Source organism: Fibrobacter sp. UWR2 (genome assembly GCF_002210285.1).
GTDB lineage: Bacteria > Fibrobacterota > Fibrobacteria > Fibrobacterales > Fibrobacteraceae > Fibrobacter.
The window spans coordinates 90440-109744 of record NZ_MWQE01000002.1; the positions used below are offsets into that span (position 1 = coordinate 90440).

Here is a 19305-nt window from a genome sequence, read left to right on the forward strand (position 1 = left end):
GGAACATCTCCTTTAACGTTTAATTCTTTCGTCTTTCGTCTATGATGGCGCGCAAGTCTGCGACCGTAATCTGGTACGGCGTGCGGCAGAAGTCGCAGATGACTTCCAGGTCCTTGCCTTCGGCTTCGAGTTCCTGCAGGTCCTTGAGCGGGAGCGTTGCAAGCGTCGCTACCGTGCGTTCGCGGCTGCAGGGGCAGTATGCCTTCGGGTCGATTTCTTTCACGATATCGATTTCATAGGGCCCGCGCAGCTGGTCCAGCAGCTCGTCCAGGTCAAAACCCTCGGGCGTGTTCATGTCCTTGAACTTCGGCAGGTTCTGCACGATGACTTCGATCAGGTTGATGTCCTTGTCCTCGAGGTCGGGGAAAGCCTCGATGTAGAAGCCGGCGGCGTAGTCGAGCTTGCTCGGGTCTTCGCGGTTGAACGCCGCCTCGATGCCCACGGCGGAGCGAATCTGCTCGGACTGCAGCAGGTAGGTGGCGAGGTTCTGGCCCATCGAAACGGCGGGCGCCTCGATGATGCTCTCATGGACGCGCTTGCCCTGCTCGTTGAGCTTCACGACCTGCACGCTTTGCGGGATGAGCGCAGGCTCGTTACCGCCCACGGCCTGGAGTTCTGCCTGCGGGATCATCGCGCGCACGAGGCCCATCGGCGTCGTGTCGGAGGAAACCTTCGTGATTTCGCCACCGAAGCGCGTAGTCAGCGAGACGGTGCCCGCGTACTTGAGGCTTGCACTCAGGAAGATGCTTGCGATGGAGTTCTCGGCCAAAAGCTTGAGGGCGAACCCCTGTGCGTTGTGCTGCTTGCCGATTTCGTTCATCGTCGCGGTCAAGTCGACGACAATCAGGCGGAAGGGCGTTTTTTGGCCCGTGGCGCGGATAATGCGGTCCTTGAAATTCATGGGCACAAATGTAGTAAAAAATATAGCCCGAGGGAAGTAGAGTGGTATGTGTTGTTATAATTGTACCAGTGGAAAAACAGCTATTTATCAAATTGATTCAACCCAAGATGCATCGTCGTCCAATGGATACGGACATAAAGTTGCACATGGCACCTCCTTTGGGCCTGCTCACGATTGTGAATCTGGTCAGGAAAGAGCACAGGGTGCAACTGGAAAATGAAAATATTCAGCAAATTCATTATGATGATGCGCCTGATATTGTTGGAATATCGGTTACGGTTGACACCTTGCCGAGGGCCATCGAGATAGCGCGACGTTTTCGTGAAAAAGGCTCCATTGTTGTTGCTGGGGGAATTCATGTGACGACCGCCTTTGATACGATCCCGGCGGATGCTTTTGACGTTCTTTGTATTGGTGCTGCGGAAGGTACTTGGCCGGAGATTATAAAGGATTTCCTGGACAACAATCTGAAGCGTGTCTATCGCTGTCCAAAACTGCAAGATGGAAACCTTGTAGTTTCTCCTGCATACGATTTCCTCAAGAAAGGCGAATACTTATACTGTCATGTCGTTCACACAAGCAGGGGTTGTCCTTTTAGGTGTGATTTTTGCTATAACAGCGCTAAAGCACATCAATACCTAAATCGCAATATTCAAGATGTCTTGGCGGATATCAAGGCGGTTCGTTCGAGACACATCATGTTTATCGATGATAATTTTGCAGGGAACCCAGTATGGACAAAACAGTTCCTGAAAGAAATTATGCCGTTGCGATTAAAGTGGAGGGCGGCCGTGTCCATCAATGCCGCATTCGATGATGAACTGCTTGACTTGATGAAAAATTCGGGATGCCAAAGTTTGTTTATCGGTTTTGAAAGTATCAATCCGGATTCTGTAAGTGGAGTTCACAAGGTTCAGAACCACACGCAGGAATATGAGAAAGCGATAAGGGCTATTCATGAAAGGGGTATCATGATTAATGCTAGTTTCGTGTTCGGGCTGGATGGCGATACGCCTGAAGTCTTTAAGTCGACTCTAGATTGGATTGTGAAAAATAAGATTGAGACGGTCACATCCCATATTCTGACGCCTTATCCGGGAACGGCTCTCTATGACAGGATGAAATCGGAAGGAAGAATCCTTACAGATGACTTGACCCTTTACAATACGGCTCATGTGGTTTATCAACCAAGAGGGATGACAAGGCAGGAACTGTATCAAGGGTATCATTGGATCTATAAAGAAATATATAGTTTGAAAAATATATGGAAACGTCGTCCGGAGTCTAAGGGCATAAGAGCAGCCTACTTTACATTCAATCTCTTATACCGGAAGTATGGAAAGTTTACCGATATGCTCTGCCATTTGATATCGTATGAAAAAATAGGGGCGATTGCAGAACGAATAGCGAAGTCGGTCTAAGATGATTAGTCCTTGATTTTATTATTTTCCTCAAAAAAGAGGTTCAATATGCAGATACTTTTCCTTATGGCCGATGGCTTTGAAGAAACCGAGTTCGTCACACCGTTCGACTACCTGCAGCGTGCGGGTTTCCAGGTGGCGCTGGCGAGTGTTTCGGGTGATTCGTCTGTGACGGGTGCCCACGGGCTCAAGATTGCTGCCGATTTCGCGCTTTCGGGTGCCGATACCGCCAAGTTCGATGCCGTGCTCCTGCCGGGTGGCGGTCCGGGCGTGCAGCGCCTCAAGGCGTCTGACGACGTGGAGCGCGTCGTGTGCGACTTTAACGACAAGAACAAGTGGATTTTTGCCATCTGTGCGGCACCGCTCGTGCTGAGCAAGGCCGGGCTTCTCGTGGATCGCACTGCGACATGCTTCCCGGGTTGCGTGGAGGAACTGGTCTGCAACAAGTTCGTGGAAGACCGCGTGGTGGTGGACGGCAATATTGTCACGAGCCGCGGTGCAGGTACCGCCGAGGAATTCGCGTTCGAGTGCATCGCTCTGCTGGGCGGGCGTGATTTGTCCGAAAAAATCCGCAAGCAGGTCGTGGCGCGCTAGGCGTTTTTTGTATATTGTTTGCATAAACAACAAACGAGGTTTTTATGAAGTTTACCCATGCTTTGATTCTTGCAAGTTCGCTCGCTTTTTTTGCTTGCGGCGATGATGAATCCTCCACCGGTCCGAGCAACGATACTGCGGACTGCTCCGTGACCGACGGCGTGAAGGTCGTTTCCCCGAAGGGCGGCGAGGAATTCAAGGTAGGCGAGACCATCAAGGTCGTGTTCGGTTCCGATATGGATTTCGGCGGCTTCGGTATTGAACTTCGCTATGACGAAGGCGCGAAGAAGGTGAACCTGCTCGAAGAAAGCATCGACGATGCGAAGATTGACGGCAAGACCTGCAACGAGTACAGCATCAAGCTGGATGCTGACCTTGGTGTGGTCGCGACAGACGACGCCTTCATTTACGTCTACCCGTATTCCAAGCAGTCCAAGGCGGGCAAGTCCGGGACCTTCAAGGTCAAGGAGTAATGAACCCCCGCTTCGACGACAGTAGTTTCACCGTGGCCATCGTGGGCTGCGGTGGTTTTATCGGTAGCCATTTGCTCGACGCCGTGCTGGAACGTACCCGCTGGCGCGTTTTTGGCGTGGATCTCGATTTCTACAGGCTGCAGCACCGTCTGAACCATGAACGGTGCGAGTTCCTGTGTGCGGATTTGGCCGACCCTGCTGTCGTGGAGCGCATCGCGCAGTTCCCGCTGGTGGTGAACCTCGCGGCCATCTGTACGCCGAGCCGCTACATGGGGGAGGCGTGCGAGGTTATCCGGAGCAACTACGACCATCCGGCGGCATTGGCCTCGGCTTGCGCAAAGTCGGGCTCCTGGCTTGTGCATTTTTCGACTTCCGAAATCTATGGGCGTACGACGCCGGATTCGGATGAACTGATTGAAGACGAAACTCCCGTTGTGTTCGGGCCCGTTGCTGCGAGCCGCTGGAGTTACGCGACGGCGAAACTCCTGGCGGAACGGTTTATCGCGGGGCTACCTGGGCTTAAGTGGACTGTTGTCCGCCCGTTCAATTTTGTCGGGCCGTACATGGACTTTATGCCGGGAGTGGACGGCGAGGGAATTCCGCGGGTGCTTGCGAACTTTTCAACGGCGCTATTGCGTGGCGAACCCCTGAAACTTGTGAACGGCGGGATGGCAAAACGCAGTTTTACGAGTGTCCATGATGCCGTAGACTTCTTGTTTGCGCTTTTTGCCGCAGGGAGTGGTGCGCAAGGTGCTGGTTCCGAGACAGCGCAAGATGCAAGTTCTAAAACTGTGCCGAACTCGAGTGTTTTCTCGCAGGCGTTTAATGTCGGGAATCCTGAGAACGAGGTGAGCATTGCGGAACTTGCGCAGAAAATGCGCACGATTTTCGCGAAGTTGCGCGGGGTCGATGTTTCTACACTGCCAGAACCGCAAAGCGTTTCGGGCGAGGAATACTATGGCGCGGGTTACGACGATTCGATGCGCCGCATGCCCTCGGTCGCGAAAGCGCAGCGTCTGCTCGGGTTCAAGGCGCGCATCCCGCTTGATGTCGCTTTGGAAGAATCGCTCTCTTGGTTCGTGAAGCATTATTCCGTTGAACAATGACTCCCGATTACTTCATCTTTGTTCCTGCCTATAACGTATCGCAGACTCTCGCGGGCGTACTGGGGCGCATTCCGCCCGCGGTCTTGGAACGCGCTGAAGTGCTCGTGATTGACGACGGCTCGAAGGATGATACCCGCGGGGCCTATGAAAACTTTATTGCGGGGGAGGCCTGCGCTGTGTTCGGTAAGGCTTGCGCAGCCCACCTGCAGTATATGCGGTTTGAGTTCAATCGCGGTTATGGCGCCGTAGTCAAGACAGGTATTTCCGAGGGGCTCCGCTCCGGCGCAAAATACATTGCCTGCTTGCATGGCGACGGGCAGTACCCCGCCGAACAGCTTGGTGAGTTCTTCGCATGCCTCGAGTCCGCGCGCAACCGGCCCGAGGCAAGTAACCTGCTCGAATTGGCTTTAGTCCAGGGTTCCCGCCATGCCATTGCAGGGGGCGCGAAAGCCGGCAACATGCCCCTCTACAAGCGCCTTGGCGGAGCGTTCCTCACCGCGTTCGAGAACGTTACCTTCCGGCAAAAGCTTACGGACCGCCACAGCGGTTTCATTGTCTACAATGCGGAATTCCTGAAGACACTCGACCTCAAGAAACTGAGCCCGAGTTTTGATATCGATTTGGAAATCATTTCCATCGCCGATGCCCGCGGCTACCGGCTGGCCGAACTCCCCATACCTACGCGCTATGCCGGCGAAAAATCCAACCTCAATGTAGTCACTTACGGCCTGCGTGTGTTGCGCCAGACCTGGCGCCGTTTCTGCCTGCGGTAAAACTTTTTTCGCCAGCGCTAAGTCCGTATTTTTTCTGTAGGGCGTATAAATTGCGGATTTTCTTTGAGTTTATAAGCCCTTTTATTGTGTTGCGTGTGAAAAAAAAGTCTGTTTTTCAGGTCGGGGGCGTATAACAGGGACTCTTTGTTTCGGTTTATATGCCCTTTGTTACGTTGTATGCGAGCCTATGTGCTGAATTGTGGCTTACAGGGACATATAAATTGCTTGTTTCGACACATCTTATATGCCCCCGAACAAAAACAATGCGTTTGCAGGACTTGTTTTTTGCCCTTGGGGCATATAAATTGCGAAAATAACTCCGGTTTATATGCCCCGAGGGTAAAAAACTCGAAAAAAATTATATGTTTAAGGGGAAATACGCCTCGTGGAGGAGAAAATGCGCTTCTGGATGAAATATTTGGCCGTATCGGCTGCATTGGCTTTATTCATTGCCTGCAGTGACGATGACAGCGATTTTGCAACCCGTCCGAATGCAAAGGCATCTTCTTCTAGCGTTTCGTCGTCATCTTCAAGTGACTTGCCGCAGTCGAGTTCTAGCGAGACAAGTGAATCCAGCAGCAGTGTTCTCGCGGACTATGTTGACCCTTCGACAGTTGTAAAAGGAACCATGACAGATGAACGTGATGGACAAACCTACAAGACTGTCACCATTGGCACGCAGACCTGGATGGCGGAAAACTTGAACTATGCCTACCTGCAGCCGACAGATGAATTAGATTCATCGAGTTTTTGTCACAACGATTCCGCTGAATCCTGCACCAAGTATGGTCGGTTATACCTATGGAGTGCTGCTATGGACAGTGCGGGCGTATGGAGTACAAACGGGATGGGCTGCGGTAGCGGCGAAGAATGTTTCCCGACGTACCCTGTGCGCGGAGTTTGCCCCGAGGGTTGGCATTTTCCGGATTCAACGGAATGGGAAATACTTTTTTCGGCGGTTGGCGGTTTCGCTACGGCGGGAAAAATCCTCAAGGCCTCCAGTGGTTGGGATAGCGATCTAGAAATAAGTGGCAATGGTACGGATGCCTACGGGTTCTCGGCGTTGCCTGTTGGCCCCAGAAGCTATAATGGGAGTTATCATGACAGGGCCGATGTCACGATTTTTTGGACATCGACAAAATCCGGAGAGGGCGATGCTTACTATATGCGTCTGTGGAACAGTCTCGACGATGCTTTCTTGAGTGACGCTAAAACGGAAACGGGGGCTGTAGTCCGATGCGTAAAAGATTATATTTCAAATAAACCGTCCGTACTTTGATGTGAAGGTGTGTCTATGAAAAGGTTCTTGACGACGATTATTCTCCTCCTGGCTTGCACTTCGGGCGCATTCGCGTCGTACGTCGCAGTTCTTGAAACCGGCGTAGATCCGACGGTAAAGAAGAAAGTAAAACTTTCTGACCGACAATACCTCACGAACGTCTTGCGCGAGGAAGCGGTCAAGCAGCTCCCTGCAGAAGACGACTATACCATCATGACGCGCGAAAATATCAGCGCGATGCTCCCGCCTGGGAAGGCCATCGAGGATTGTGAGGGCAGTTGCCTTGCGGAGACAGGCCGGAATATTTCTGCAGATTATATTTGTCAGGCTCACGTGGGCAAGTTCGGTTCTAAGCTCACGATTTCTGCGGAAATCTATGAGACTGCGGGCAATAAGCTTATTGCGAGCTTTAACGGAAATGGCGCGAACGTGGATGCGCTTCTGAAAATCATCAAGGAGAACGCTCCGGAATTCTTCGGTAAGGTGAAATCCAACAGGGATGCGGGTTCCGGCGGTATCGGCGAGGCTCCAAAGGGGGCGCAGAAGGGTGGACGCCGTGCGCAGGGTGCCGGAGGCATTGGTGATAATGACCTTGATTCTGAGGAGGATGCTGGTGCAGACAAGGTTGCGGTCACTCCTGCTAGGAATGTAAAATTTGACGACGATGATGATGACATGCCCAGGTCGAACAAGCCCATTAACGAAGTCCCGTCTGTGACAAATCCTCAAAACAGGGTATGGATCCGTTGGGGGCTGATTGGTGGCGGCAGTGTACTGCTTACGATGGGCATTGTCCTTGCCGCCATGGGGAGCGTCGATACTTCGACCGAATATGACTACGACACTTTCGAAGAGAAAACGACCGATAACGGCGGGGGTGCAAAACTCGGCATAGGAATTGCCTTGTCCATCATCGGAGCCGCCGGTATAGTCGTTGGATTCTGCTTCTAGCCGTGGTGCTTGTCGTGGTTGGGGCAGCCGCAGCCGCCCTTGCCGTCGCAGTTTTCCTTGTGACCGTGGTGGCCGTGGCCTTCGCCGCCGCATTCGCATTCGTGGCCATCTTCGCCACACTTGCATTCGCCATCGCCCTTGCCGCCACAGCAGCAGTGGCCCTGCGGGTTGAGTTCCTCTTCGGTGGCCTCGCGCACGCTCACGACCTCGATGGCGAAGTTCAGGTTCTTGCCCGCGAGCTCGTGGTTCGCGTCAATTATGGCCTTGTCGCCCGCGACGGACTTGACGCGGATGGGCATCGGGCCTGCCGGGGTCTGCGCATAGAACTGCATGCCCGGCACGACCTTGTCTACGCCCTGGAAAACGTCGATCGGGACTTCCTGCGTCAGGCGTTCGTCGTACTCGCCGTAGCCTTCGCGCGGGATGACCTTCACGTCGAACTTTTCGCCGACTTCGCGGCCTTCCATCGCCTTTTCAAGACCGATGACGATCATGTGGGCTCCCTGGATGTACTGGAGCGGTTCGCGGCCTTCGGAAGAGTCGATGACGGCTCCTTCGTCGGAGGTGAGGGTGTAGTGCATCTGGACGACGGTCTTATCGGCGATTTTCATGGTGTTCCTTTGGCCCTGCGTTTGAGGGCGGTGAAATTTATAGGCGCAATATAGAAAAATTAGGCCTTCTTGCGGTCTTGCCAGACACTCTCGTTGAAGAGTTGTCCTTCGCTGAGACCGTATTTCTCTTCGACGCCGGCGAGGCGGATGGCTTCGGCGATGGAAACCTTTCCGCGGATGGCCTGCGTGTAGATGAGCGCCTTGCGGTGGACCGTTTCGGCGTCTTCCTGGAGCATCTCGAGGCGGAAGTGGCTCACTCCGGCCTTTTGCAGTTCGGGCAGCAACTTGAGCGCGGACTGCGGCTTGCCTACGAACAGCGTGTTGCGGCATTCCGCGTCGCTCTGCAGAAAGTGACGTTCGCCCTTGTGGTCCAAAATTTCGACTTTGTGCAGGGTACAGATCTTGCCGCATTCGGGGAACCGCCTGCCGCTGGTAAGCGCGCGGGCGAACGCGCAGTATTCGGAATGGAATGCGGGCATGTACTGGTGGAGGGTGAGTTCCATGCGGCTGCCGTCGATGTCGCCTAGCAGGTCGAATAGCTGTGTGCTGTTCAGGTCCCACGAGGGGTGCAGCGTCTGTAGCCCCTGTGACAGAAGCCAGTCGTAGTTCAGACTGTTCGCGGCGTTCAGGCTGTAGTCACCGGTGAGCGGGATGCCGCTTTCCTTGAGGATGGAAAGTGCACCGAGGTTGCGCACCAGCGCAAAGTCGGGGCATAGCCGCAGGATGTTCTTGAGGTAATGGCTTTCGCCCGGCTTGTGGATGCGGAGCGTGGCCATGCCCGCCTTGAAACCGAGTTCGCGGATCTGCTGGAGCGATTCGTCGTATTTGACGCCCCAGTCGAAATCCATGATGATGTTGTCGATGTCGAGGCCTTCGAGAGCGGCAACTTGCTCGGGACTGCGGACAAGGACCGATATGACGGGGCGGGCGTTTGCGGCGTTGCCGGCTGTGGACGGCGTGGCGGTCTTGCCAAACTTCACGCTGTTGAGGAGGGCACGGCCCGCAATGGCGCTCGGATTCAGTTCCTTCCATTCGCAGCGCTTAGCATCGAGCAGTTCTATCGCCTTCTGGCGTAGCGTGCGTAGGAGTTTGCCGGGAATGAAGGCTCCGCGCTCGACATTGACTTCGAGATTCCTGAGGCTGTAGGCGGTTGCGCTCAGGCCCGAAAGTTCCTTTTGTGCGAGGTCGCGCAGTTTATCGCCCGCATCGCCATTCCTTGAGGCTTCCAGCACCGTATCGCTCTCGACTTCGATGCGGTTGCGCGGCACGTCGTAGACGGCGAGCTTGAGCAAACTGCCGATTTTCCCCGAAAGTTCCATGTTCACGGGGATGCGCTTTGCCTGCTCGCGGTCGGTAAATGTCTTGCGTAGTTCCTTTTCCAGTGCTGGCGAGTCGTTGCGGTAAACCTTCATGCCGGTGGCAATCTGTCGTGTATTGAAATCGCGCCCGAATTCGAGCCGCAGGTACTTCGGGTCGCCGCGCTTGGTGTGGGGGAGGTGCGTCACTTGCGATGCATACAGGCGGCTGCCGATGCTTACGCCGAGGGCGGCATTTTCAAACAAAATGCCGTCACCCGGCCGCGGCCCCATACCTGCAGCGAAATCGTCGGCGCAGTTTGAACCATCGACAAGCGAGTCGTCTAGCCCCACTATGACACACCCGCGTTCCACTTTCGCGACGGTTCCGAGGTATAGCCCGTGATGGTTGCTGAACGTACCGTCCACAAGTTCCTGGTGGTTGTCCCCGTCGAGCCAACCCGCGCGCAGGCCGCGGCTGAACAGGACTTCCAGCGGTTCCATGTCCTTGCCGTCGAGCGGGATGCGGTTCAACGCCTTGCGGTATGCCTTCGCGACTGCCGCCACGTATTCCGGGCTCTTGAGGCGACCTTCTACCTTTAGCGAATCTACGCCGATTTCTTCAAGCTCGTTTAACTTCGGGAGGGCGCACAAATCGTGCGGGCTGAACAGGAACTGCGCATCGGTATCGCGGAATTCCTTGCCGTCTACGAATATGCGATAGGGGAGCCTGCAACTCTGGGCGCATTGCCCGCGGTTCGCGCTCCGGCCGCCAAAGTTCTCGCTGGTGAGGCACTGCCCCGAATAGCTCACGCAGAGCGCTCCGTGTATAAATACTTCGAGTTCTAGCGGGGTCGCTTCCTTTATGCGTGCGATTTCCTTGAGCGAGAGTTCTCGTGCGAGTACGGCGCGGTTGAACCCGATTCCCGCGACCAGGTTGACGGCCTCCGCGCTTGCAAGCGTCATCTGCGTGCTCGCGTGAATCTCCTGCGTGGGTGCGATGGCGCGTATCAGGCGCGCAAGCCCGATGTCCTGGATAATGAAGGCATCCGGTTCCAGCGAGATGATTTTTTCAAGAAACTCGGGTAACTCCCGCAGTTCGCGCTCGAATACGAGAACGTTCATCGCAAGGAACGTGCGCACTCCGCGAAGCCTTGCGTAGCGGATCATGTCGTAGACATCGTCGAACGAAAAGTCTTCCGTTCGACCGCGCGCGTTCCAGTGCGGAACCCCGAAATAAACGGCATCGGCGCCGTTTGCGACGGCGGCCTCCAGCATCTCGCGCGTGCCCACGGGCAGGAGAAGTTCCGGAGATGGCCTCGTACTCGAATTCATATAGATAAAGATAATTATTGTAGGAGGTCTTCGAACCTGTATCCGAACTTCACGATGGCGCCGGATTCTCGATTTTTTAGGACCTTCTTGTGGGCGAGCCCTTCGATGATGGCGTTGTCCAGGTTCCTCTGGATATTCTCGGCATCGCCCGCAAAACTGACCTCGATGACTCCTTCCAGGTATGTCTCCTGTGCCCAAGTTTCGGCGGATGTCGCTCCTACCTGCTTGATGATGGCGACAACGCGGTAGTCCGGGTCCATCTCGTAGATAGCCTCGTGGATAAAGATATCGTCGTCAGGAGTGTTCCCCTTGCTTGTGAAAATATGCGATGTACCGGATGCCCCTGAATCCTGGTTCCGTACAGAAACGGAACCTTTGTAACCTTGACTTGTAAACCAGGCCCAAACCTTATCAATCATAATACATTTTTCCAGATTAGCAGTTTTCCTCTACCATATTTATAATTAAATTTTGAATATGACAAGACTTATTGGAATTTTGTTGTTTGCAATCTCTTTTTTTATGTTGTCCGGCTGTACCGATTCCGAAAAGGTTGCCGAAATCCAGGAACTTACTGCCAAGAAGGATTCTCTGGAACGGAACATAGGAATTTTACGTATAAAGGCTGATTCGCTTGCACGCGAAAACGAGGCCTTGCACAAGCAGCTTTCTGATTTGGACATGGACTGATTTAGAGGTTCCCTATGAAAGTTTTAGTGACTGGTGTCGGTGGCCAGCTGGGTCACGATGTGATGAATGAACTTGCCAAGCGCGGTTACGAGGGCGTGGGTAGCGATATCGCTCCGGCCTATGCGGGAATTGCGGACGGAAGCGCCGTGACTACCATGCCGTACGTGCAGATGGATATTACCGATTCGAACGCTGTTTCTGCGGTAATCGAAAGTGTCAGGCCCGATGTCGTAGTCCATTGCGCAGCCTGGACTGCGGTGGACCTGGCCGAGGACGAAGACAAACAGCCCAAGGTCCGTGCCATCAATGCGAAGGGAACAGAGAACATTGCCAAGGTGGTCAAGGCGCTCGATGCGAAGATGGTCTATATCAGCACGGACTATGTTTTTGATGGCCAGGGGAGTGAACCCTGGAAACCGGACTGCAAGGACTACAAACCGCTGAATGTTTATGGACAAACTAAACTCGAGGGTGAACTGGCGGTAAGCGGGACTCTCGAGAAGTTCTTTATCGTACGAATCGCATGGGTATTTGGCCTCAATGGCAAGAACTTCATCAAGACGATGCTGAATGTGGGCCGTACGCACGATACAGTGAAGGTCGTAAATGACCAGATTGGTACGCCGACCTATACACTCGACCTGAGCAGGCTGCTTGTCGACATGATCGAGACGGACAAGTACGGTTACTACCACGCGACAAACGAGGGTGGTTTTATCAGCTGGTACGACTTTACAAAGGAAATCTACCGGCAAGCGGGTCTAAAGACGAACGTGTTGCCCGTAACCACTGCGGAATACGGCCTAAGCAAGGCGGCTCGCCCCTTCAATAGCCGTCTGGACAAGAGTAAACTGGTTGAGGCCGGGTTCAAGCCCCTGCCCACATGGCAGGATGCCCTTTCCCGTTATTTGAAAGAAATAGAAGGTTAATTCGACCTTCTATTTGAAAGTCTGATTACTGTTCAATCCAGTTCATTCTTCCGGTGAACTGAACTTCTTCGGGTACAGCCTGGAAGGTGCAGCTGATTTCGACGGCGGCATTCTTCGGGAGTGCTTTTACACCGACGGCGGTACGTGCGTGCTTGCCATTTTCGCCGAGAATCTGTACCGCGAGTTCGCTTGCTCCGTTCAGTATGGCCGGCTGCTCATGGAAATCCGCTGCGGACTGCACGAACCCTTGCATTTGCACGAGTCTGAGCGTTTCTCCATGCTGGAGTTGAGTCATGGCTGCAGCGATGTTGTTCAAGAGGCAGATGCGTGCTGCCTCGGTTGCCTTTTCGACGGAAAGTTCGGCCGGAACGGTGCCGCAGTAGGCCGAGAAATCGCCCTTGACGCTCGGGAGTTGGCCCGAGACGACGATTGTATCGCCAAAGCGTGTTGCCGGGATGTATGCCGCAAGCGGTACGGGGCATTCGGGGAGGGTGAGCGCCAGTTCTTCGACTTTCTTCTTGATATCCATTGTGAATTTTCCTTTTCCCGATTTAGCCATCGCAATGTTCTGGCGTCGTCATGGCGGACTTGATCCGCCATCTCTCGGGATTCTGCGTTAAATATACTTACTTCTTCTTGAGCACCCTTGTGAAGCAGAATGCGCAAAGGGCCGTAATCGCCGTCCACGACGCAATCATAAAAATGAGCCCACCGGTAGTGAATTCAGCGTCCATGCTAGTTCTCCTTTACGGCGCTGGCCGCGTTGTCGGTTTCGTCGGAATTGCCGAGAGGCATCTTCTTGATGTCCTTGCTGCGCCCCTTTTCGGCGGGGCCGCCCTTGCGCCAGGCGTAGGCGATGGCGACGTTCAGGAGGATAAAGAGCAGAAGCAGGAACCCGCGGAAAGCCCAGGTGAAGCCGACCTTCGGGAAGGTGTGCCCGAGGAATTCGACGGTTGCGGTCGGGTCCACGTTGCTGAGCGTGATGAACGGAAGGCCGTCCGTTGCAGTGAACGATACGAGCAGCACGATCAGGTAAATCGGGCATACGTACATGATGATGGGGCGCAAGAAGCGCGGAAGCTTGATCTGTGCGCCGTCGTTCATCGTGGCGAATGCTTCGTTTTCGCCCGGTTCGATATCCACTTCGGGTGGGAGGTCGCCATTGGCCTGCGCTTCCTTAGCCTTGCGGCGCCCGAGCACGAGGCTGAATAGGACTGCCTGGATCATGCCGACAAACACGATGAGGTACGTACCGCCCCAGAAGTCAAGTTCGTCGACCGTGCCCGCGGCAAGGCCGAAGATGGCGGTGAGGCTACCGATGAACGTGATGGTGCTGACCGTGGTCACCGACTTTTTACGCGTGAACTTGAGGTCGTCTTCGCAGAAGCTGATGAGCGGCTGGATGATGGAAATTGCGCTTGTGATGCCCGCGAAGAACAGCATGGCGAACCAGACTGTCTGCAGGAACCCGCCGAGCGGGAGCGTGCCGAACACGTAAGGCATTGTCTGGAATCCGAGCCCGAAGGTGCCGAGTTTGGCGCATTCCTCGATGTTCGCGCCCGCGATGAGAACCGCCATCGGGATGACGACTGTACCGCCGATAATCACTTCGGCAAAGCCGTTTGTGGCGCTAGCCGTGAGCGAAGAAAGTACGAGGTCTTCCTTGGGCTTGAGGTAGCTCGCGTAGCAGAAGATGATGGCCATGCCGAGGCTCATGGTGAAGAATACCTGGCCGGCCGCCGCCATCCATACCTTGGGGCTTGCAAGTTCGGAGAGGTCGGGGTTCCACATGAATGCGAGACCCTTGCCGATGCCCGGGAGCGTAAGCACGCGTACCACCAGCACGAGGCCCAAAATCAAGAGGATGGGCATGCAAATCTTGTTCGCACGTTCGATGCCCTTGCGCACGCCGAACGAAAGTACGACCATGTTCGCGGCGAAGGTCACGAGGAAGAAGATAATCGCCACGGGGATGCCGCCGACGCAGGTCTTGAGCATAATGTAGTTGCCGAAGAACTCCGTCATCTTTTCGGGGCCCTGCGCGACGATTTCCATCAGCGTGCCGGTAGCCGAATAGAAGGCAAACGCGAGAATCCACGACTGGATGAATCCGTAGTAGAAGATGATGAAGATGGGCGGTAGTAACCCGAGAGAGCCGAGGTACTTTGCCCAGGGTTTCTTCTTGTGGAAGATAACGTGGTAGGTGCTCGGGGAGGTGCCGTAGTTGTGGTAGCCGGCGTAGCGCCCGAGGGTCCATTCTATCCACGCGAGGGGAATCCCGAGGAATACGAATGCGATGAGGTAGGGGATGATGAACGCGCCGCCGCCATTAGTTGCCGCCTGGACAGGGAAGCGTAAAAAATTGCCGAGGCCGACTGCCGAACCGGCAACAGCCAAGATGACTCCTATTTTGGAGCCCCAGTTTTCACGATTGTTTTGCATGCCATAAATTTAGACATTCTGTGCCGTATGGCAACCCGCCTTTAGCGCAAACGCAGTTTCTTTTGTGCGTAAATGCTTTGGCCGCCGTTGCATAGGTAGGCGACAGTACAGGCGACAAAGAATGCCGGCAGGGTATCGAACCCGAACATTTCTGCCCCGATGAAGATGGGGGCGAAAAGCGTGTTGGTGGCGGCACCGAAGACGGCGGCATACCCGAGGGCAGCGGCAAGCGGGAGAGGTACGCCCGCAATGGTCGCGACGGCCGTGCCGAGGGTTGCACCGATGGTGAATAGCGGGGTGACTTCGCCGCCCTGGAACCCGACCGAGAGCGTGACTATCGTAAGTACGAGCTTGAAGATCCAGTCGTAAGCGTAGATGCCCGTGTCGCTTGCGGTAAGCGCCGCCGGATTGGCAAAGCACATGTCGACCAGGTTCGTGCCGAGGCCGGAATAGCGGCCTTGCCAGAGCAGGATCATGAGCACGCTGAGCACTGCACCCATGATGGCGACGCGCTTGAAGGGATTCGGGAACTTTTCGGCGAAGAATTTCCTGGATAGTGTGAGGAGTTTTGCGAACCCGCCACCGACAATCCCGAAAATAAGTCCGAGGAGGGCGAGCTTCAGGATAAAGTAGACGTTGAGGCCGGATTCGCTGTACAGGAGACTGGCGAGGTTCCAGTCCGGCGAGAAACTGTTCAGGTCGAGCGTGAAGCGCGAATTCCCGAGCATTTCCGAAACTTTATAGGCCGTGATGGCGGCAACGGTGGCGGTGAGCAGGGCCGTAAGGGCCAGGTGACCGGCGATGAGGATTTCAAGCGAGATGGCGATTGCAGCCATCGGGGTCTGGAAAAGACCCGCGAAGCCTGCCGCCATGCCTGCCACGAGCAAAATGCGGGGGGCGTTTTCCACATGGATTTTCGAGCTGATGTTGTGCCCGAGGGTGGCGCCAATCTGCATCGCGACACCCTCGCGCCCCGAGCTCCCGCCGAACAGGTGGGTAATCCACGTGGCCGCCATGATGAGCGGAATCAGGCGCAGGGGAATTTCACGTTCATTGCCGTGCGCGGCATCGAACACGAGTCCCATGCCGCGTTCCGTGCCCTTGCCGACCTTCTTGTACGTGAACACGATGGCGATGCCACCGAGGGCGAGGGCCGGAATCCAGTACAGAGGGTTGGCGTCGCGGATTGCGCCGACGCGGTCCAGCACCTGGCCAAAGAATGCGGTGAGCGTGCCGACGATGGCTCCGAGTACGAGCGCCACCGCCACGAGCACCGGCTGCGAAATCCAGTGCATCACCTTTTCCTTGATTTTTTCCTTGGCCATCTTCATGGCCTGCTCCTTCATCTCGGGGCTCATGTTCTTGTAGATTTCTTGCCAGTTCCTGTAATCCATCGCGTATCCTTTTTTCGCCGCCAAATTTAGAAAAAAGCCCCCGCTTTTGCGAGGGCTTATAAATGACTATTGACTTACGATTACTTGTTGTTCGCGCGGATGAGGTTGAGGGCGGAACCTGCCTTGAACCATGCCCACTGCTGTTCGTTGTAGGTGTGGCTCAGTGCGATGTTGTCGACAGAGCCGTCCTTGTGGTGGGCGACGAGCGTGAACTCGGAACCCGGAGCGAACTTGGTGAGGCCGACGATGTCGAATACGTCCTGTTCCTGGATCTTGTCGTAGTCGGCGGCGTTCTTGAAGGTGAGGGCGAGCATGCCCTGCTTCTTGAGGTTCGTCTCGTGGATGCGGGCGAAACTCTTCACGATCACGGCCTTCACGCCGAGGAAGCGCGGTTCCATGGCAGCGTGTTCGCGGCTGGAGCCTTCACCATAGTTTTCGTCACCGATTACGATGGAGCCGACACCAGCGGCCTTGTACTGCTTGGCGAGTTCCGGGACTTCCTTGTAGTTGCCGTCGTTGCCGAGAACCTTGTTGGTTTCGCCGTTGAAGGCGTTCACGGCGCCGATGAGCATGTTGTTCGAAATGTTTTCGAGGTGACCGCGGTAGTTGAGCCACGGGCCGGCCATGGAGATGTGGTCGGTGGTGCACTTGCCCTTGGCCTTGATGAGGAGCGGGGCACCGGCGATGTCCTTGCCGTCCCAAGCCGCGAACGGAGCGAGAGCCTGCAGGCGCTTGCTTTCGGGGTTGATGGAAACGGTAATCTTGGAACCGTCTTCTGCCGGAGCCTGGTAGCCGGCATCCTTGACTTCAAAACCCTTCGGCGGCAGTTCGCACTGTTCCGGCGGGTCAAGCTTCACAGCCTTGCCCTCGTTATTCACCAGGGTGTCGGTCATCGGGTTGAAGCGGATGTCGCCGCTGAGCGCTGCAATCACGGCCATGAGCGGGCTAGCCACGAATGCGTGCGTGTTCGGGTTGCCGTCGGCGCGCTTTGCAAAGTTGCGGTTAAAGCTGTGGACGATGGTGTTGAGTTCCTTCTTGTCGGCACCGGCGCGGTCCCAGCGACCAATGCAAGGACCGCAGGCGTTCGTCATGATGGTTGCACCGAACTGCTTGAACAAGTCGATGAGGCCGTCGCGTTCGGCGGTGTAGCGCACCTGTTCGGAACCCGGGTTGATGAGGAGCGGGCACTTCGGGCTGAGACCCTTCGCGAGGGCCTGCTTGATCATGTTTGCTGCCATGAACAAATCTTCGTAGCTGGAGTTCGTGCAAGAACCGATGAGGGCGGCGCTCACGACCGGCGTAGATTCCGGCTTGGTTTCTGTGGCCTTGAGGGATTCTGCCATGTCGGTCACGGCGAATGCACGGTCCGGGCTGAACGGGCCGTTGTAATGCGGGATGAGCGTGTTGAGGTCGATTTCCACAACGCGGTCGAAGTATTTTTCCGGTTCGGCTTCAACTTCCGGGTCTGCCTTGAGGTCGGCAGCAATCTTGTCGGCGGCGTCAGCGACGTCGGCACGGCCAGTAGCGCGGAGGTAGCGGCTCATGGAATCGTCGTAGCTGAAGGTGGAGCAGGTGGCGCCCACTTCGGCACCCATGTTGGCAATCGTTGCCTTGCCGGTGGCGGAGAGGCTACGAGCGCCTTCGCCAAAGTATTCGATAATGGCGTTGGTGCCACCCTTAACGGTGAGGATGCCAGCGAGCTTCAAGATAATGTCCTTGGCGGTAGCGAAGCCCTGGAGCTTGCCGGTGAGCTTCACGCCGATCATCTTCGGGTACTTGAGTTCCCACGGGAGGCCGACCATGGCGTCCACGGCGTCTGCACCGCCCACGCCAATCGCGAGCATGCCGAGGCCGCCGGCGTTCACGGTGTGGGAGTCGGTACCGATCATCATACCGCCCGGGAATGCGTAGTTTTCAAGCACCACCTGGTGGATGATGCCTGCACCCGGGAGCCAGCAGTCAATGCCGTACTTGGCAGACACGGACTGGAGGAAATCGTAAACTTCCTTGCTTTCTTCTTTGGCGCGGGGCAAATCCTTTTCGACGCCGTCGCGGGCGATAATCAGGTGGTCGCAGTGCACGGAGCTCGGCACTGCCACGCGGGCCTTGCCGGCGGTGGTGAACTGCAAAAGGGCCATCTGGGCGGTAGCGTCCTGCATGGCCACGCGGTCGGGGTGGAATTCGGCAAAATCCTTGCCGCGTTCATAGGTCCTGTTCTCGGCGCCATCGATTAGGTGGCTGTAGATAATCTTTTCGGCGAGGGTGAGCGGACGGCCCAGCTGCTTGCGTGCAGCTTCAACGCGGGCAGGAATGCGGGCATAGACGCCCTGGATCATGTCGAAATTGAAAAGCATAGTTACCTCTTAATTTTTCGCGCGAAAAGATAGAAAAAACGCTCCATTTAGTCGAGAGCATGCGACGAACGAACATGCTTGAAACGTTGAACGAGCGGTCTTGTAAAAGCAGAAAAATAAGGGCTCTGCACAGCAGAACCCTTATTTTTCTGGAGGTGAGGGGAGTCGAACCCCTGTCCAAAATCACGTCCATGTCCATTCCTACAAGCTTTCCCTTCGTATTTAAGGTCTCGCCTTGTCCACGCCCAAGAAGGTCGGCGCAGATTTCAGCCAGCCTAGTGAATCTCGGAACCTACCCCCAGGCATGGCAGATTCCTATCCCATATTTCGTCCGGACGTACATCCCGATGGGAGCGGAATGAGGCCCGGCGTTGCCGCTAATTAGGCAGCGAGTGCGTAGTTTTCGTCAGCACTTATTTTTTTTCAGACTTTTTTACGAGTGCCCTCGTCTGAGACCTCGGCTTGCAACTAACACTTCGGTAACCCTGTCGATGCCAAAGCACCCCCTGGTTATTTGGTGTTGGTTATAATATAACAAAATGTCGTTTTTTATGCAAGCGAATAACAAATAAGGCTTTGGCAGCGACAGGCCTGTCGACTAAATGCGAGCTGGCGAGCATTTAGGCCCTTAAGCTCACGAAGTGAGCGCAAGGCCCCGAAGGGGTGAGGTTGGAGCGAATAGCTCCGACCGAAGCAAACCAGATCACCCCCAAGGAGAAAGGGTGGGTAAAAATGCTTTCATTTAGGCGAGGCAGAA

17 protein-coding genes and 1 other RNA gene are annotated in these 19305 nt (G+C 55.2%); 9 read left to right on the forward strand and 9 right to left on the reverse strand.

Features of this window, described 5'->3' with window-relative positions; translation table 11 throughout:
• Window positions 1–19 precede the first annotated feature (19 nt).
• Window positions 20–901 carry an Hsp33 family molecular chaperone HslO gene (locus tag B7994_RS04540; RefSeq protein WP_088637303.1) on the reverse strand — a complete coding sequence of 294 codons (882 nt, stop codon included), beginning with the start codon at window positions 899–901 and terminating at the stop codon, window positions 20–22.
• 107 nt (window positions 902–1008) lie between these two features.
• On the opposite strand from B7994_RS04540, the gene B7994_RS04545 reads away from it, so the two are divergent.
• The 7 genes from B7994_RS04545 (at window position 1009) to B7994_RS04575 (ending at window position 7498) form a co-directional block, all read left to right on the forward strand.
• Window positions 1009–2322: a radical SAM protein gene (locus tag B7994_RS04545; protein WP_088637542.1), complete on the forward strand. Its 1314-nt coding sequence runs from the start codon at window positions 1009–1011 to the stop codon at window positions 2320–2322.
• Window positions 2323–2370: 48 nt separating this feature from the next.
• On the forward strand, window positions 2371–2916 hold the full coding sequence (locus B7994_RS04550) for a DJ-1 family glyoxalase III (RefSeq protein ID WP_088637304.1): 546 nt from the start codon (window positions 2371–2373) through the stop codon (window positions 2914–2916).
• Window positions 2917–2960: 44 nt separating this feature from the next.
• Complete coding sequence (locus B7994_RS04555; RefSeq protein ID WP_088637305.1) at window positions 2961–3389, forward strand: hypothetical protein; 429 nt, start codon at window positions 2961–2963, stop codon at window positions 3387–3389.
• The gene (locus tag B7994_RS04560; RefSeq protein WP_088637306.1) at window positions 3389–4495 is read left to right on the forward strand and encodes an NAD-dependent epimerase/dehydratase family protein; all 1107 of its coding nucleotides are present in this window, start codon (window positions 3389–3391) and stop codon (window positions 4493–4495) included. Before B7994_RS04555 ends, B7994_RS04560 begins: the two co-directional genes overlap by 1 nt.
• Window positions 4492–5268 (forward strand): glycosyltransferase family 2 protein, encoded by a 777-nt coding sequence (locus B7994_RS04565; protein ID WP_088637307.1) that lies wholly within the window; start codon window positions 4492–4494, stop codon window positions 5266–5268. Before B7994_RS04560 ends, B7994_RS04565 begins: the two co-directional genes overlap by 4 nt.
• Before the next feature lie 397 nt (window positions 5269–5665).
• Window positions 5666–6547, forward strand: coding sequence for a fibrobacter succinogenes major paralogous domain-containing protein (locus B7994_RS04570; protein ID WP_088637543.1), 882 nt, complete (start codon window positions 5666–5668; stop codon window positions 6545–6547).
• A gap of 15 nt (window positions 6548–6562) precedes the next feature.
• Window positions 6563–7498, forward strand: coding sequence for a hypothetical protein (locus B7994_RS04575; RefSeq protein WP_088637308.1), 936 nt, complete (start codon window positions 6563–6565; stop codon window positions 7496–7498).
• On the opposite strand, the gene slyD is transcribed toward B7994_RS04575, so the two are convergent.
• Genes slyD through B7994_RS04590 form a run of 3 tightly spaced genes read right to left on the reverse strand, consistent with a single transcriptional unit; the run spans window position 7495 to window position 11158 of the window.
• Window positions 7495–8109 (reverse strand): peptidylprolyl isomerase, encoded by a 615-nt coding sequence (slyD, locus tag B7994_RS04580; RefSeq protein ID WP_088637309.1) that lies wholly within the window; start codon window positions 8107–8109, stop codon window positions 7495–7497. The two genes, B7994_RS04575 and slyD, sit on opposite strands and share 4 nt — an antisense overlap.
• Before the next feature lie 59 nt (window positions 8110–8168).
• Complete coding sequence (locus B7994_RS04585; RefSeq protein WP_088637310.1) at window positions 8169–10739, reverse strand: U32 family peptidase; 2571 nt, start codon at window positions 10737–10739, stop codon at window positions 8169–8171.
• 14 nt (window positions 10740–10753) lie between these two features.
• Window positions 10754–11158, reverse strand: a complete 405-nt coding sequence (locus B7994_RS04590; protein WP_088637311.1) for a hypothetical protein — start codon at window positions 11156–11158, stop codon at window positions 10754–10756.
• A gap of 103 nt (window positions 11159–11261) precedes the next feature.
• Between B7994_RS04590 and B7994_RS14030 the strand changes: the two genes are divergently transcribed.
• Together B7994_RS14030 and rfbD are read left to right on the forward strand one after the other, a co-directional pair.
• Entirely contained in the window at window positions 11262–11429 is a 168-nt protein-coding gene (locus tag B7994_RS14030; protein WP_158213074.1) for a hypothetical protein, read from the forward strand.
• Between the two features lie 14 nt (window positions 11430–11443).
• A complete protein-coding gene (rfbD, locus tag B7994_RS04600) occupies window positions 11444–12358 on the forward strand; it encodes a dTDP-4-dehydrorhamnose reductase (RefSeq protein WP_088637313.1) in 915 nt (304 codons plus the stop codon).
• Between the two features lie 25 nt (window positions 12359–12383).
• On the opposite strand, the gene B7994_RS04605 is transcribed toward rfbD, so the two are convergent.
• From B7994_RS04605 to ssrA, 5 genes are all read right to left on the reverse strand, one after another.
• Window positions 12384–12887 carry a RidA family protein gene (locus B7994_RS04605; RefSeq protein ID WP_088637314.1) on the reverse strand — a complete coding sequence of 168 codons (504 nt, stop codon included), beginning with the start codon at window positions 12885–12887 and terminating at the stop codon, window positions 12384–12386.
• Between the two features lie 206 nt (window positions 12888–13093).
• On the reverse strand, window positions 13094–14800 hold the full coding sequence (locus B7994_RS04610; RefSeq protein ID WP_088637315.1) for a sodium-dependent transporter: 1707 nt from the start codon (window positions 14798–14800) through the stop codon (window positions 13094–13096).
• A 41-nt stretch (window positions 14801–14841) separates the two neighbouring features.
• Window positions 14842–16125: a chloride channel protein gene (locus tag B7994_RS04615; RefSeq protein WP_088637544.1), complete on the reverse strand. Its 1284-nt coding sequence runs from the start codon at window positions 16123–16125 to the stop codon at window positions 14842–14844.
• Window positions 16126–16274: 149 nt separating this feature from the next.
• Window positions 16275–18548, reverse strand: a complete 2274-nt coding sequence (locus B7994_RS04620) for an aconitate hydratase (protein ID WP_088637316.1) — start codon at window positions 18546–18548, stop codon at window positions 16275–16277.
• Window positions 18549–18695: 147 nt separating this feature from the next.
• Window positions 18696–19055: a transfer-messenger RNA gene (ssrA, locus tag B7994_RS04625) on the reverse strand.
• Window positions 19056–19305: the final 250 nt, after the last annotated feature.